This is a genomic window from Thiorhodococcus minor (assembly GCF_010820565.1).
Taxonomy (GTDB): domain Bacteria; phylum Pseudomonadota; class Gammaproteobacteria; order Chromatiales; family Chromatiaceae; genus Thiorhodococcus; species Thiorhodococcus minor.
The window spans coordinates 12,187-26,893 of record NZ_JAAIJQ010000024.1; the positions used below are offsets into that span (position 1 = coordinate 12,187).

General features: G+C 65.0%; 11 protein-coding genes. 7 read left to right on the forward strand and 4 right to left on the reverse strand.

The genetic code is table 11. From position 1 onward, the window contains the following. The first annotated feature begins 47 nt into the window (after nucleotides 1-47). The 7 genes from G3446_RS09920 (at nucleotide 48) to G3446_RS09950 (ending at nucleotide 8,934) form a co-directional block, all read left to right on the forward strand. Nucleotides 48-842: an SLBB domain-containing protein gene (locus tag G3446_RS09920; protein WP_164452677.1), complete on the forward strand. Its 795-nt coding sequence runs from the start codon at nucleotides 48-50 to the stop codon at nucleotides 840-842. A gap of 34 nt (nucleotides 843-876) precedes the next feature. Next, on the forward strand, nucleotides 877-1,839 hold the full coding sequence (locus tag G3446_RS09925; RefSeq protein WP_164452678.1) for a polysaccharide biosynthesis tyrosine autokinase: 963 nt from the start codon (nucleotides 877-879) through the stop codon (nucleotides 1,837-1,839). A gap of 326 nt (nucleotides 1,840-2,165) precedes the next feature. Further along, nucleotides 2,166-3,185, forward strand: a complete 1,020-nt coding sequence (locus G3446_RS09930; protein WP_164452679.1) for a glycosyltransferase family 2 protein — start codon at nucleotides 2,166-2,168, stop codon at nucleotides 3,183-3,185. 7 nt (nucleotides 3,186-3,192) lie between these two features. After that, nucleotides 3,193-4,299 (forward strand): glycosyltransferase family 2 protein, encoded by a 1,107-nt coding sequence (locus tag G3446_RS09935; protein WP_164452680.1) that lies wholly within the window; start codon nucleotides 3,193-3,195, stop codon nucleotides 4,297-4,299. A gap of 25 nt (nucleotides 4,300-4,324) precedes the next feature. Beyond that, the gene (locus G3446_RS09940; protein WP_164452681.1) at nucleotides 4,325-6,922 is read left to right on the forward strand and encodes a glycosyltransferase; all 2,598 of its coding nucleotides are present in this window, start codon (nucleotides 4,325-4,327) and stop codon (nucleotides 6,920-6,922) included. Then, the gene (locus G3446_RS09945) at nucleotides 6,919-7,698 is read left to right on the forward strand and encodes an ABC transporter permease (protein WP_164452682.1); all 780 of its coding nucleotides are present in this window, start codon (nucleotides 6,919-6,921) and stop codon (nucleotides 7,696-7,698) included. The genes G3446_RS09940 and G3446_RS09945 overlap by 4 nt, the downstream gene beginning before the upstream one ends. 6 nt (nucleotides 7,699-7,704) lie before the next feature. After that, nucleotides 7,705-8,934 carry an ATP-binding cassette domain-containing protein gene (locus tag G3446_RS09950; RefSeq protein WP_164452683.1) on the forward strand — a complete coding sequence of 410 codons (1,230 nt, stop codon included), beginning with the start codon at nucleotides 7,705-7,707 and terminating at the stop codon, nucleotides 8,932-8,934. A 111-nt stretch (nucleotides 8,935-9,045) separates the two neighbouring features. Here G3446_RS09950 and G3446_RS09955 read toward each other — a convergent pair whose 3' ends face one another. The 4 genes from G3446_RS09955 to G3446_RS09970 all read right to left on the reverse strand — a co-directional run bounded on the left by G3446_RS09955 (nucleotide 9,046) and on the right by G3446_RS09970 (nucleotide 14,530). Next, a complete protein-coding gene (locus G3446_RS09955) occupies nucleotides 9,046-10,314 on the reverse strand; it encodes an outer membrane beta-barrel protein (RefSeq protein ID WP_164452684.1) in 1,269 nt (422 codons plus the stop codon). Between the two features lie 443 nt (nucleotides 10,315-10,757). Further along, complete coding sequence (locus tag G3446_RS09960) at nucleotides 10,758-11,906, reverse strand: glycosyltransferase family 4 protein (protein ID WP_164452685.1); 1,149 nt, start codon at nucleotides 11,904-11,906, stop codon at nucleotides 10,758-10,760. 136 nt (nucleotides 11,907-12,042) lie between these two features. Continuing rightward, complete coding sequence (locus G3446_RS09965; protein ID WP_164452686.1) at nucleotides 12,043-13,182, reverse strand: radical SAM protein; 1,140 nt, start codon at nucleotides 13,180-13,182, stop codon at nucleotides 12,043-12,045. 4 nt (nucleotides 13,183-13,186) lie between these two features. Then, a complete protein-coding gene (locus G3446_RS09970; RefSeq protein WP_209262337.1) occupies nucleotides 13,187-14,530 on the reverse strand; it encodes a glycosyltransferase family 4 protein in 1,344 nt (447 codons plus the stop codon). Nucleotides 14,531-14,707 lie beyond the last annotated feature (177 nt).

The window sequence follows — 14,707 nt, forward strand, 5'->3', positions numbered from 1 at the left end:
GCGGGCCTCACCTCGATCTCTCGGAGCTGAAACACAGGAAGACTACGATGAAGCGTCAGAGCCTGTTTCTTATCGTTATCCTCTTTGCGACCGCTTGTTCCGCGCTCGCGGGTCGGTCCGATCCCTATCGACTCGGCGTGGACGACGTCGTGCGAATCAGCGTTTACGGTCACCCCGACCTCGAGCTGCTCGTCCAGGTCGCAGACAACGGGAGCATCAACTTCCCCAACGTCGGCGAGGTCGTCATCGCCGGCTTGACGACGCGCGAGGCCGAGCAGCGGCTGGCGCGCGCCCTCTCGCAGCGAGAAGTCGTCAAGTCGCCCCAGGTCAACCTGATCATCGATCGTTATCAGAGTCAGATGGTGACCATGCTGGGGGAGGTGGCCAATCCAGGGGTCTATGTCATTACGCGGCGGAGCAATCTGATGGATCTGATCTCTCAGGCGGGCGGCTTGAGCGATGAGGCCGGAGACGAGGCAATCATCATTCACGCGGCCGGATCCGGTGAGACGCGCACGCGCGTGAGCTTGGACGCGCTCATCCAAGGCGGCCTGGGGGCTCAGGTGCCTCGTCTCGTCGCCGGCGACAAGGTCTACATCCCAAGGGCCGATCGCTTCTACGTCTATGGCGAAGTCAACAAGCCTGGTGCCTATCGGCTCGAGCCGGGCATGACGGTGATGCAGGCGCTCGCGGTCGCCGGCGGACTGACCGACAAGGGGACCGAGCGGGGTATGAAGATCCGGCGCCCCAACGCCTCTGGTGGCGAGGACGTGCTCCCGGCCGACCTGACGCAGCGCGTCCAAGCGAGCGACGTCGTACAGGTCAAGGAAAGCCTTTTCTGACCGACCTTTCCGACTCCTTGCAGGTGATCTGACGATGCAACGAAACCAAGCCTCTGATGCCGAAAGAGCCGTCGCCGCGGGTGCGCCGCGCGCCTATGCGGCGGACCATCTGCTCCCGGCCGTCTTTCGCGAGCGTGCCTGCCCAGCCAAGAGCATCGCAAGCGGCTTCTCGCAAATGAAGCTGGGCGAGATCCTGGTTTCGCTCGGCGTGATCGACGGCGAGGATCGGGACTTCGCGCTGCAGCGGCAAGGCGACCTCGATATCCTCTTCGGGGAGTGCTGCCTGCGCCTGCGACTGATCAGCGGGGCCGAGCTCTCGTGGGCCTTGGCACGTCAGTTCGATGCCGTACACGCGCCCCTCGTCTCGTCGAGATACGGACGCGACCTGGTGACCATGACCGCGCCCAGCGGTCCCTACGCGGAAACCTTGCGCGCGCTGGCGGGGCGCCTGATGTCGAACGTCCTGCTTGGAGGACGCAAGGCGCTCGCCGTATCCAGCGCCGAGCCAGGCGAGGGCCGCAGCCATTTGGCGGCGAACCTGGCCGTCTCTTTCGCTTGCGCGGGCTACCGCACCCTGCTGCTCGACGCGGATTTCAGGCACCCGAAGCAGCACGAGAACTTCGGGATCCGTCAGTTTCCTGGGCTGAGCCGGCTGCTGTGTGGATACACGCCGGAAGACGTCGTTCGCCAGGTGCCCTTCGTCGAGAACCTCTCTCTGGTGACGGCCGGTCCACTGCCGCCCAACCCATCGGAGCTGCTGGGACGCGGTCAGCTGGCGGGCCTGATCGAGGAGGCCAAGGCGCACTATGACGTCATCCTCGTCGATACGCCCGCCGGCGATCGCTTTCCCGATGCCGAGCTGGTCGCGCCGGCCGTGGACGCTGTGCTCATGGTCGCGCGTAAGAACAGAACACGGGAGCGTCAGCTCAAGGCCTTCGCCGATCGCCTGGCGGCGACCGGCGCCTTCTTCGCCGGTACCTTGATGACCGATCATTGAGCTTGATGCCCGGTCGCTGAGGCATTTCAGTCGATCCGACTACGATTGGTGTGCGTCAGGCGTGTAGGCGCATGCCCCGGAGGCCCTCCGAAAGTCGGGGAAGCTGCTACATTAGGACTCAAGATGCGATGGTCGCGTCGCCCAAGGGACGACGCCGTCTCGGCGCGACTTCGACGCTAGGCGCTGTGCTCGAGGAGCTGAGCAGACCTTGGTCTAAAGCCGGCTAGCTCGGCCGTCTGGCGGGAATCGCCCGCTGACCGCGGGCTGTTGCCGAGAGCTTGGTCACCGCGCTCTCACCTGGGCTAGCGAGAGACTCCACGTCAGCCATGGTCACGACATCCACGGGACTGGTCAGTGTCGTCATCACGAATTTCAACTACGGCGACTATGTCTGCAGTGCAATCCAGAGTGCTCTGGACCAAACACACCCCTCGGTCGAGGTGATCGTCGTCGACGACGCGTCGAGCGACGACTCCTGGAAGAGGATGCGGACGTTCGAGCCGAGGGCGAGGTGTATCCGCGTAGCCCGCCGAGGTCAGATCGGCGCGGCAATGGCGGGCTTCGAGCAAAGCGGCGGCGACGTCGTGCTGTTTCTGGACGCCGACGACGTCTTGCTGCCGGATGCGGTCGCGATGCTGTCACGTCCATTCGCAGAGCGTGCCGATGTGGTGAAGGCGCAGGGCTACATGCTCACCATCGACCGCTTGGGCAAGCGGCTCGGTCAGCGTCTCCCCAGGCGTCTGCCCGCGTCGGGCTGCTATCGGGACGCAGTGCTGCGCCACGGACTCCTGCCCCTTGCGCATGCCTACACCTCTGGCAATGCCTGGTCGCGATCCTTTCTGAGCAGCGTCTTCCCGCTCCCCCGCAGGGGCTGGCTCGACGACTACCTGCCCGACCTCGCCCCCTTGTACGGACGCATCGAGTCCGTGCCGCGAGCCGTCGTCGAGTATCGGATCCACGGCAAGAATGCCTGGTATGGCAGCCGGGTGCTGACCCAGGACAGCATGCGGGCCTATCTCGAGAAGCAGGATTGGAAGGTCGATTTCCTCGCCGATCACGTCGAGGCGCTCGGGCTGCCAGCGGATCGTGCGGCCTGGAAGCGCTGGAAGCGCTCTTGGCGCGATATCCTGATCGAATTCGTGGTGGCGCGTGCCAGTGGGCGCGCTCGCCCCCAGCGGCTCACCCGCTTCATGGCCGCGCCCTTGCGGGCGGAGTGGGCGAAGCTCCCACCAGCCATCGCAGCGTCGCTGCTGCTCGGTCTCATTTGGCTGCTGCCGAGGTCGCAGGGTCTCGCCGTCGCCCATTGGGCGCTGCGCGCGCGGGGGGGATGGGCCGATTTGGCCTGACAGGAGCATGCAGCCGCTGATCTCTGTCGTCATTCCTCTCTTCAATGGCATGCGCTTCATCGGCGCGACGCTGAGCTCGGTGACGCACCAGACCTACCAGAGTCTCGAGATTTTGGTCGTCGACGACGGCTCGACGGACGCGAGCGTGGACGTCGTGCGCGCGCGTCAGCGGCAGGACCCGCGGATTCGGCTGCTCCGCCAGCCGAATCGGGGAGTCGCTGCGGCGCGGAATCTCGCGATCGATGCGGCGCGCGGCGACTACATCGCCCCGCTCGACGCGGACGATCTCTGGCACCCGCGTAAGCTGGAGAGACAGCTGCGGCAGTTGCGCGATGCGCCCGACGTGGTCGGCGTCGTCTATTCACCTCAGGTGAGCATCGACGAGCAGGACCGAATACTCGCGACCTGCGCACTTCGGCGTCCCGCAGAGGGCGTGGTTTGGCTTCAGCTGCTGCTCGGGAACCTGCTCGGGAGCGCCAGTACCCCTTTGATCAAGCGCACCTGCCTGGAGCGCAGCGGGCTCTATGACGAGCGTTTCTTCGCGGCTCGCGCCCAAGGGTGCGAAGACTGGGACCTCTACTTCCGGCTTGCCGAGCACTGCGAGTTTCGCTTCCAGCCCGAATGCCTGGTCGCCTACCGTCAGCTTGCGCACAGCATGTCGCTCGACACGCGCGCCATGCTGCGCTCTTACGCCTTGATGCTGGAGCATCTTCAATCGCGCGGGCGAGCCATTCCGCGTCAGCTCATGCGTTGGTCACGGGCCAGATACCTGCTCTATCTCCTCGAGCGCTGCACGCGACAAAGGCTGTGCCCCGCTTGGCCACGCCTGGTGCTCTCGGTGTCGCGATCGGATCCTGCCTGCCTCCTCGATCGGCGATTCTGGCGTAGCCTCGGGCGTATCGGATTGGCCGGCGTTGGCTTGCGGCGTCCGCGCGCAGGAGGGGCCTTGCCCAGGCTTAGCGACTGCGGCGGAGACTGGGGCGCAGCGACGACCGTTCAGGTCGGCTCGCAGGTGCCTGACGGCAGTGCGCTCGCCACACAGATCGAGATCCGCCGACGCAGGCGTATCGATGCATGGCAGCGTTGCTTCGACCTCCCAGTGACGAGCACTTGAACTGGCGTTCTTCGAGGAGCATGGGATGACCCATCCGATAAAGGTGATCGATCTCGAGCTGACGGCGCCATTGACGGACGTCACCGGGCTCGACGGCTATCAGGGGCTGCTGGCGATCGTGCGTCTGCGGGGCGCGCCCATCGCCTATCTGCGTGCGCCAGTGACGCTCGGCCGCTGCTCGGCGGCAACCTTGGGTCGGCGGCTCGTGGAGACCATTCGGCCCGATCTTGCGCGGGCGCTCGCGCGGGCAGGTTTGCTGGAGGAAGCGCCGGCGACGGACCGCTTCGACCTCGCTCGGCTCTTGGCGCCCTGGGTCCATTCGGATGGCTTTTCGGACCAGCTCGGCGTGCTCGCGCCCAAGGTGACGGTCGCCGTTTGCACCCGCGATCGCCCCGAGGATCTGCGCCTTTGCTTGGCTGCGCTGTCGCGGCTCGACTACGACGACCTGGAGCTGCTTGTCGTCGACAATGCGCCGGCCACGCAGGAGACGGCAGCGCTCGTCCGCGAGCATTTCCCCGCTGTCCGCTATGTCTGCGAGCCGCGCCCGGGGCTCGACTGGGCCCGCAACCGCGCGATCCTCGAGGCCCAGGGCGAGATCCTCGCTTACACCGACGACGACGTGGTCGTCGACCCTGGCTGGGTCAAGGCTATCGCGCGCGGCTTCCTCGAGCACCCGGATGTCATGGCGATCACCGGCCTGGTCGTTCCCTTCGAGCTTGAGACCGAGGCGCAGGTGCTGTTCGAGGAGTATGGCGGATTCGGGCGCGGTTTTCGGGCACGCTGGTGGCGCGTGCCACGGGGGCAGCCCCTGCCTTGGCAGCTGCTCGGCCTGGGGCAGTTCGGCACAGGCGCCAACATGGCCTATCGGCGCAGTCTCTTCGATCAGGTCGGCATGTTCGATCCTGCGCTGGACGTGGGTACGCTCACGCGCGGGGGCGGGGACTTGGAGATGTTCTTCCGCGTGCTCGCGACTGGCCATACGCTGATGTACGAGCCTCGTGCACTGGTTCGCCATCGCCATCGCCGTACTTTGGAGCAGCTCAAGACACAGATCGCCAGCAATGGCGCGCTCTTCGCGGTATGGACGGCGATCTTTCGTCACGACCCAAGGCAGCGGCGCGCTTGTTTGCGAATCGGCGCTTACTGGATGGCCACCTGGAACCTGCGCCGCTGGCTGCGCTCCTGGATCTATCCACGGCGTTTTCCCCGCGCGCTCGTCAGCGCCGAGCTGCTGGGGGGAATCCGCGGGACGACGAGCTATCCGCGATCTCGGCGTCAGGCGCGCGAGATCGCGCGCCGCTCCGGACCACAGGGGCCAGCCTGGTCTGCACCAGGTCCGCAGGAGTCAGCGCAGGCGAGCGATGCGGTCGCCGTTCGGGACATCGACCTCGGCCAGCCGCTCGTCCCACTCGAAGGACTTCGGCAATACCGCGCGGTCCGACTCTTCGTTCGGACCTGTGGGCGTCTCCTCGGCCATGTCGAGATCCCCGTGCAGGGTGCTGGCGTGAGTCGGCTTCAGCAGGCAGAAGCCATCGCCGACCGGCTCGCGGAGCCATTGCTGGCGCTCCCCGAGCGGCTCGACCCGCGTCTGCGGGAGACGCTCATGACCGCCGCATTGGCAGGATACTTCGGCTATCCGGCCTCGGGAGTCGAGCCTCAGCTCCCAGACAGCATTGCCGTCAGTATTGCGGTTGCGACCTATGATCGCCCGGACGATCTGCGCAATTGCCTTGAATCCCTGATTGCGCTGGAGACCCGCCGCCCTGTCCAGATCATCGTGGTCGATAACCATCCATTGTCCGGGCTGACTGCGCCGGTTGTCGCCGACTTTCCGGAGGTCGAGCGCGTCGAAGAGCCGCGACAAGGGTCTGCTTATGCGCGAAATGCTGGGATCCTCGCGGCGACCGGAGAGATTCTGGTGACCACCGACGACGATGTGACGGTGCCGCCGGCTTGGCTCGAGCGGCTGATTGCGCCTTTTGCGCGCGCCGATGTCATGGCCGTTACGGGACACATCCTGCCGCTAGCGCTAGAGCAGAGGACTCAGCAGCAATTTGAGCGCTACGGTGGGCTTGGGCGCGGCTACGAGCGGTTCGAGGTCGATGGACGCTTCTTCGAGGCTAGCGCACGTCGTGTCGTGCGTACCTGGGATTTGGGCGGTACCGCCAACTCCGCTTACCGATGCAGCCTTTTCGACAACACCGCGATTGGCTTAATGGAGGAGACCCTTGGCGCCGGCATGCCTTCCGGAGTGGGCGAGGACACCTATCTCTTCTACCGGATCCTGAAGGCCGGACACGCCCTTTGCTACGAGCCCGACGCCTATGTCTGGCATAGGCACAGGTGCGATGATGCCGCGCTGCGCAGCCAGCTCTACAACTACAGCAAGGGCCACGTCGCCTACCATCTCACGACCTTGCTCAAGGATGGCGACCTGCGCGCCTTGAAGTATCTCCTCTGGAATCTGCCGGTCGCGCAGCTCAAGCGGCTGGCTCGCGCCATGCTCGGCAGAGGCCAGTATCCGGGGGCGCTGATGCGACTCGAGATCCGCGGCAACTTGGCCGGACCCTGGGCGCTCTGGCAATCCTATCGTCGCGTCCGTCGCGAAGGCCGCAGCAGATGATGTCGCTCGGCGACCAGCGCGTCGTTCATTACCTGGATCTCCTTTGGGTGCTGGTCGGGCGCGAAATGAAGATCCTCTACAAGCGCTCCGTGATGGGGGTGTTATGGACGCTGATCACGCCCTTGCTGCAGCTGCTGACCTTCGTCCTCATCTTTCGGCTGGTTCTGGCCATCGAGGTCGAGCACTATGCGTCCTATGTGCTGACGGGCTTGCTCGTTTGGCAGTGGCTGCAGAAATCCACGCTTCAGGCCACGGGGACCATCATCGGCAACCGCGCGCTCATTCGCCAGCCGGGATTCCCTGTCAGTATCCTGCCCGTCGCGGTCGCGGTGACCGGGCTCATCCACTTCGCGCTGGCGCTGCCGGTGCTGCTCGGCTTCCTCATCGTCGACCAGGCCGACTTGGGGATGGCCCTCGCCTGGCTGCCGCTGCTGATGCTGATCCAGCTCGGCGTGGTGGTGGCCGCGTCCTATCTCCTGGCCGGCTTGAACGTGGCGTTTCGCGACACCCAGCACATCCTCACGAGCTTGCTCCAAGTGCTCTTCTATCTCACGCCCGTCTTCTACTCGGTCGAGCGGATCCCAGCCGAGTACCGCGATCTCTACGCGCTCAATCCGATGGTGCCCTTGCTGACGGGCTATCGACAGATCCTCATCGAAGGTCAGCCACCGAGCTGGGGGTCGCTGCTGCCGGTCGTCGTGCTGGTGCTGGTCTTGCTGCCGCTGAGCTATCGCGTCTTCGAGCGTCAGAGCCAGCGTTTCGTCGAGGAGATCTGATCCGTCGTGTCGGTCAGCGTCCAGAATCTCGGCAAGCGGTTTCGCGGCGGTCGTCGGGATCGGCCGCCGACCTTGAAGGAGCGTCTGCTGACCTGGGGGCACTCGAGGCGCTCGCCTGGCGATTTCTGGGCTTTGCGGCATGTCAGCTTCGAGGTGGCGGACGGCGAGATGCTGGGCATCATCGGCCAGAACGGCGCGGGCAAGTCCACGCTGCTGCAGCTCATCGGTGGGGTCGGCCGCGCGGACGAAGGGCGCGTTCGTACCCAAGGAAAGGTCGGTGCCTTGCTGGATCTCGGCGCTGGGTTCTCGCCCGATCTCACTGGGCGTGAGAACCTCTTCGTGATGGGCATCGCAGCCGGCCTGACGCGTCGGCAAGTCGCGGCGCGGGTCGATCGGATCCTGGCCTTCGCCGAGATCGAGCAGGCGATCGACAATCCGGTTCGCACCTATAGCAGCGGCATGCAGATGCGTTTGGGATTCGCCATCGCGGTGCACACGGACCCCCAGGTCCTATTGGTCGACGAGTTTCTCTCGGTGGGCGATCTCGCCTTCCAGTCCAAGTGCCTCGAGCGCATTCGCGCGCTCAAGTCGGATGGGTGCGCGATCCTGCTGGTGTCGCATAGTCCGGAGCAGATCGCGGGCCTTTGCGATCGCGCGATCTGGCTGCGTCAGGGCGAGGTGGTCTCCGAGGGTCCGCCGGAGATGGTCACGCAGCGCTACCGCGAGGAGATGCGTCAGGAGACCAAGCGCCGCACGCCACAACGCGCACCCGAGCGCTCCGCTTCCGGAGCCATGCTCGAGATGGAGCACAACCGCTTCGGCTCCCTGGAGGCCGAGATCTTGGAGGTGAGACTGCATCCCTGCGGCTCGCTCGAGCCTGGCGAGGCGTTGCGCATCGAGATCGGCTTTCGCGTCGACAGGCCGCTTCCTTCCCCGCGTTTCAATGTCAGTATCAGCCGCGCGGCGGACGGTTTCATCTGCCTGGACTTGAGCACTGGGCATGCGAGCGAGCAGGCGCTCATCGACAACGGGACGGCAGTCTTGTCATTGCAGCGACTGGATCTGGCGAGCGGCGCCTATTTCGTCAACGTGGGCATCTTTCGGACCGATTGGCGCTATGCCTATGACTACCATTGGCACGTCTATCCCTTGCAGATCACCGGGGGCTCGGCTGGCGAGGGGGTGCTTGCGCCGCCCTTCGCCTGGCAATTGGAGCAGGGCGCGCCGCCGCGGTGAGATGGGATTCCGGGAGGAGGGCCCGAGGGCTTCTGAGGTCGGGTCTGACGCTGGACAGGGGCTTGGCGCCAGACTCGGGGCAGGGCCAGCCGAGAGGCAGGCGCCAAGACTTCAGAGTCCGATGCTAAAGCCGATGCGGGCGTAGTTGGTGTCGTACTCTCGAAGTGCGCGGTTCGAATCGCGTGACTGCGTGCCGACGCTGAGGTTGACCGCGATTCGCTGGCGGGGACGCCACTCGATGCCAAGCTCGAGTGTGCGAAGCTCATCCTCACGGTCTTCGAGTCCGGCGATGAGCTGGCCGTCTCCAATTCCCCGAAAGTCACGGCGCTCGTAGCTTGCCAGGGCGCGAATGCGCGTCTTCGGCATGACTTGCCAGGCCGGCTCGACGCGGACGCCGTCGACGATCGCATAATCCGCGACCTCATCGTCGAGGTTGCTGATGTCGCGCCACAATGCGGCCTTGATGGAGGTCTTTCCCGTGATTCGCCAGGTTGCCGCGAGGCCTCCCACGAAGCCGTCGAAGTCGCGCTCGGACAGGCTGTCGTGCGTTCTGGCCTTGTATCCCGCCGTGGCCTCGATGCGCGTCTTGCCCGTCAGTTTCCAATCCAGCGTCGGGCCGACCTCGAGGTCATAGAAGTCCCTCTCGCTGACGGAGTCGAAGGCTGTCGTGGCGTATCTCGCCCGCAGTCCGACGCGGTTGTCCGCCTTGCTGATGTAGTCGAGCCTGAGACCATAGCCGTTGATCGCCTTGTCCAGAGAAGGGGTCTCGCTCGCTGACACCCTTGTCCAATCGATCTCGCCCCCGAGTCTCCAGCGTGTCGTCAGCCAGCGGTTGGCACTGCCGAAAACCCGATGACGGTCGAGCATGTCTTTCGCGGGAATCAAGTCGTTCGCCAGGTCTCTGAGCCTGTGCTCGTAGCGGTATCCGAGATCCCCCTCCCAGAGCCTGCCAACCGCCCATTTCCAGACGAGGCGCGCGTCTCCGGCCGTATGGTCGAGCGCGTCCAGACGATCATAGTCGTTGTGGACGACGCGACCGTCGATGAGGAGCCGCTGTCGACTCAGCTTGAGCTCGGTGTCGAGACCGGCCTCCAGGCTGAGGATCTCATCCGACTCGTCGCCGAGCCCGTCGGGATTTCTGAGCACGTTGGAATCGCTGGTCAGTGCGACGCCGGCATAGGGATGGATGGCGCGCAAGCCATCGAGCCAAGGGGTGTCGCTCGCCCGGGCCGGGCCGAGAGCGATGAGGGTGCAGACGGCGAGCGCGAGCGGCGCGCGGCAGGTCGGGGGCGACGCCTCGGCGGGCAGCTCTGACCGATCTGTCTTCCCGCCCGCCGACGCCTGTAGCGCCGAACGGCTGAGGGTATGGGCTTGCGGCATTTCCTGGACCTGCATCGACACCCTGCCTTTGTTGGAGTCTCGGATTCGATTGGCTTGCTCGAGCATAACCCATGTGTACTGCCTGGGCGTGGCTGAGGCAGATACCTCGATGAGTCGGTCGGAACGATGATACTAATCCGGCGGTTGTACGACCTCCAGGGTGCGTCCAGCGTGGTGTCTTGCAAGGCGCAACGAGGCGTCGTCGTGGTGCTACGGCAACGCGCTGCAACGCAGCCAGGCGCCGCGCGGGGCGTGCACTGGGGGCCGTAGCGGGCTTCACCCGGAGGGTGAGCCAGCAGGAACCCCCGATCTTGAAAGCGATCAAGGCATTGCATGAAGCACGAAGCGGTCAACTGCCGGATCTAGGATGATGGCCCTGCCAAGGTCTGGCCCATCCGGGGCGGTCGAGCGCGCCGCCTCTGCGCGCCGGGCTGTCGGCCTCGCTATTCGGGCATCCAGGCCATTTGGAGGCGCTGGCGCCAGCCGTTCTGTCGGACGCGCTTATAGACCCCGAGCGTCGAGCGCGCGATGTCTTTCCAATCGTAGTTGCTTCGGACCCATTCCTGGACACGCATCCGATAATCCGAGGGGCGCTGCTCACTGCTCACCTCGACGAGACGCTTCGCCAAGTCCGCCGGGTCGCCGACCCTGAAATAGTGGTCGCGATCCAGTCCGACCTCCAGATTTGCGGGGATATCGCTGGCAATGGCGGGAAGCCCATGACTTAGCGCCTCCAGCAGCGCGATCGGCAGCCCCTCGTGGGTCGAAGGTAGAACGAAAAGGCCTGCATTGGCGAACAGATCGGCGAGCGGCTGCCCGGTTTGGAATCCCGCGAGCACCACTGCGTCCGAGTGCCGTGCGGCCTCCCGGACGCTCTCGACGTAAGGCGTCTCGGCGCTCAGGTCGCCGACGAGGACGAGCTTCCAGCCGCTGAGTCGTGCACGCTCGAAGCCATCGATGAGGTCCAGATGGCGCTTTTCCGGCACCATGCGGCTGACTGTCAGGATGTAGCGCTCGGGTGTCAGGCCAAGCTCCGCCAGCGTTCCTCCTTGCGCGGTCGCCTTTGGGATCTCGACGCCGTTCGGAATGCGGAAAGAGCCCTTGCGGTATTTCTCTTTGACGATGTCGCGGATGACGTTCGAGATGACGATCCGCTCGTCCGAATACTGAACGCCCATGCGCTCGCCGAGCCGCAAGACGGCCTTGGCCGTCTTGCCCCATTTCTCGCGGTCATAGTCCGGTCCATGGTGCGTGACCACCACGCGCAGACCGAGCAGCTTGGCGAGCGGGGCGAACAGCGAAGGCCCGATGGCGTGTATATGGAGGACGTCCGGGCGCTTCCAGCCCGCGTAGAGCACGCCGAGAAAGGAGTGCACGAAGGCCTCCGCTCCGTTCTTGCGCGGACACCAGAGGCGCGAGAATCGAATGCCGGGGATGCCGCCGTGCGTCGCTTGGCTCCAATAGGGCGAGCGGACGGCCACTTCGATGTCGCAGCCCATCTCCCGAAGTCGCGGGTACAGCTGCTCCGCATGCGTCTCGACGCCACCCTGTATCCCTGGGAAGCCGCGCAGTCCAAGTACCATGATGTGCATGTCCAGGCTCCGCCGTGCTGGGATGAAGATCGACTGCGAAAGACAGCAGCCGCAAGCGCTGTCGCATGCGACTGGTCTCGCGCACCTGCCTCGGGGCGAGGCGCCGGCCGTCGCGGCGCGGCACCCGGGACGAAGGCTATTGGTTGACGAACTCCGCGAGCGGGTAATGCTCGGCGGGCGTGGCGAGATCGCGCTGAACCTTGATCTCGGACTTCACCTTGCGTCCGAGGAAGGAGGTGCGCGGCACCAGTGGGCTGTCCTTGACGTGTCCGTAATCGACGTAGGCGCCGAAGTCGACCTTCCGGCCCAGGGTGACACGCAGCTTGTTCAGCGCGACCCAGCTCATGGGGCCCAGCTTCGGCAGCTGCGGGATCAGGCGCGAGCGCATCGCCGTGCGTGCGGTCGTCACCATCCAGCAATTCTGCGTACAGGCATCGACCTTCTTGCGGGCCGCGGCGGCCTGCTCGCCATTCATGATCTCGTCCCACTCCTGCCGGGCGAGATTGCCGAGCGGCAGGTCGGACCTGACGTTGCAGGCCCAGACGTCGGACCAGGGATCGATGAAGGCGAAATCGCGGGCGGCGGAGCAGGGGATGAGCCGGTCGTGCCCGAGGATCTTCTCGATCAGGCCGAGGTTGAGGTAGGCGCGGAACCAGTTCTTGACCTTGCCGGTCTTGAGCATCTCCGTGATGAGCGACTCGACCTCCTTGGCCACCTTGCGGCGGTTGTAGAAGTAGTTGTCGTTCTTATAGAACTGCCAGGCGTTGTGGAGCGTCGAGGTTGCCAGCTCGACGCCTTCGCGGCGCGCGAGGTCGTAGACCTTGACCAGCTGCTCGGCGTTTTCGTCCTGGATCACCATGGCGAAGCCGAGATCCGTACCGCCCGCCTCCTTGAGCATGCGGATGCCGTTCAGCTTGGTTTGGAAGCCGTCCTTCTCGCCGCGGATGGCGTTGCTGGTCGCCTCGTCGCCCTCCATGCTGAAACGGACCTTGATGTCCGGGTAGCGCTTGATGATGGGGACGAGGCGCTCCGGGTTGAGACCGTTGGAGCTGATCTCCAGGATCCTGGCCTTCGGGTAGAGCTCGTCGACGAGCTCCGAGAGGTCTTTGCGCAGCGTGGGCTCACCGCCCGAGAAATTGAGGTTGTCGAAACCGTTGGGCAGCTTCGACACTGTCTCCAACGAGATCTCGTCCTTGGGCTCGGTCGGATTCTTCCAGATGTAGCACATCTGGCAGCGCGAGTTGCAGCGGAATGTGGAGATGATCGTCAGATCCATGGTTCTACTCCTGTGGAGCCGAGATGTGGGTGGGCGAGGGTGTCTGACTGGCTGGGACCGCGCCTTCGAGGACGTCGCGGTAGAGTTTCAAGAGCGCCTGGTTGTGCTGTTTCAGCGAAAAGCGCGCTTCGGTACGCCGACGCGCCGCGGCGCCGTATCGGCTGCGCAGGTCGGGATTGCGCATGAGGGTGAGCAGGTGCTCGCGCAGGGCGGCCTCGTCTTTGGCCGGGAAGAGCAGCCCGGTCTCGCCATTGGCCACCAGCTCCGGGATGCCGCCGATCTCGCTGGCGATGACCGGCTTGCCGAAGGCCATGGCCTCGAGGATCGACATGGGACAGTTCTCGAGCCATTCGGACGGAACGACGATAACGGATGCCCGTCGAATGCTGTCCTCCAGGGCCGCACCGGCGAGGTAGCCGAGATACTTGGCCTTGGGGTAGGCGCCGTGCAGTGCCTTCTCGAGGGGGCCCGTGCCCGCGATCCGAAGCTCCACACTGTCGGCGATCCGGTCGTGAGCCGACAGCAGGGTCTCGACGCCCTTCTCCGAAGACAGGCGTCCGAGATAGAGCGCATAGCCGTCGTCTTGCTCGGACTGCGCGATGGCGTCGCAGTCCACACCGTTGTAGATGACCTCGACGCGTGCTCCCGAGAAGCGTCGCTGGGTGACCGAATCGCGCATGAAGGCGCTCGGCGCGATGAGCTTGTCGAGCTTCTCGTAGGAGCCGAGCAGACGCTGAGTCCAGGCTTCTGCCAGGAGCAGGGCGCTCTTGCCGAGCGAGCCGTCCGCGCAGCGGTTCCTGAGGACATTCCAGGGACTGCCCTCGACACAGGCGGAGCAGACCTCGCCGCCTTGCAGGCGTGTGTAGACCGGGCACACTGGCTTGTAGTCATGCAGCGTCAGGACGACAGGGATACCGCGGCGCTTTGCCGCGCCAATGATCGACGGCGTCAGCTGGTGATAGATGTTGTGGCAGTGAACCAGGTCTGGCTGGGTGCGGTCGATCAAGCGTCCGAGCCTGCGCACCGCCTCTGGGGAATGCACCAGCTTCAGGGCCGCTGTGAGCTTGTCCCGGGCTCCGCGTGCTGCCTCGTAGGATTGGTTGTCCACGAAGTCTTCGCTGTAGGCGCTTGGGAGATTGCGCGCGTCCCGCATGGCGAAGTCGATGACTTCCACGCCGAGGCTCTGGAGGAAGTGGCGCTCATCGAGCATGACCGCCTCGGAGCCGCCGTTGCGAAAGAAAAATTTGTTTGCGATCAGTATTTTCACAGCTTGGCGCCCCTTGATGTCTCGGTGCGTCAATAGGAAGAAGCGTGCCAGCTGGCGCCGCCGCGGCTCCGCCGCGTGCATTGCGGCATCTGAAAGCCGCGGTGCGGTCGAAATCCGAGTCGCCAGGTGGGTTTTGGGCGGTGCGCGGGTGCGAGGTGCAAGCGCCGACCCGGGCTCGTCGGGCGGCAGCGTCCTTGTCAACCTGTTGCGTGTGGCTTACAGGGTCGGAATCTGGGCTGGCCGGGCGGCATGGGGAGG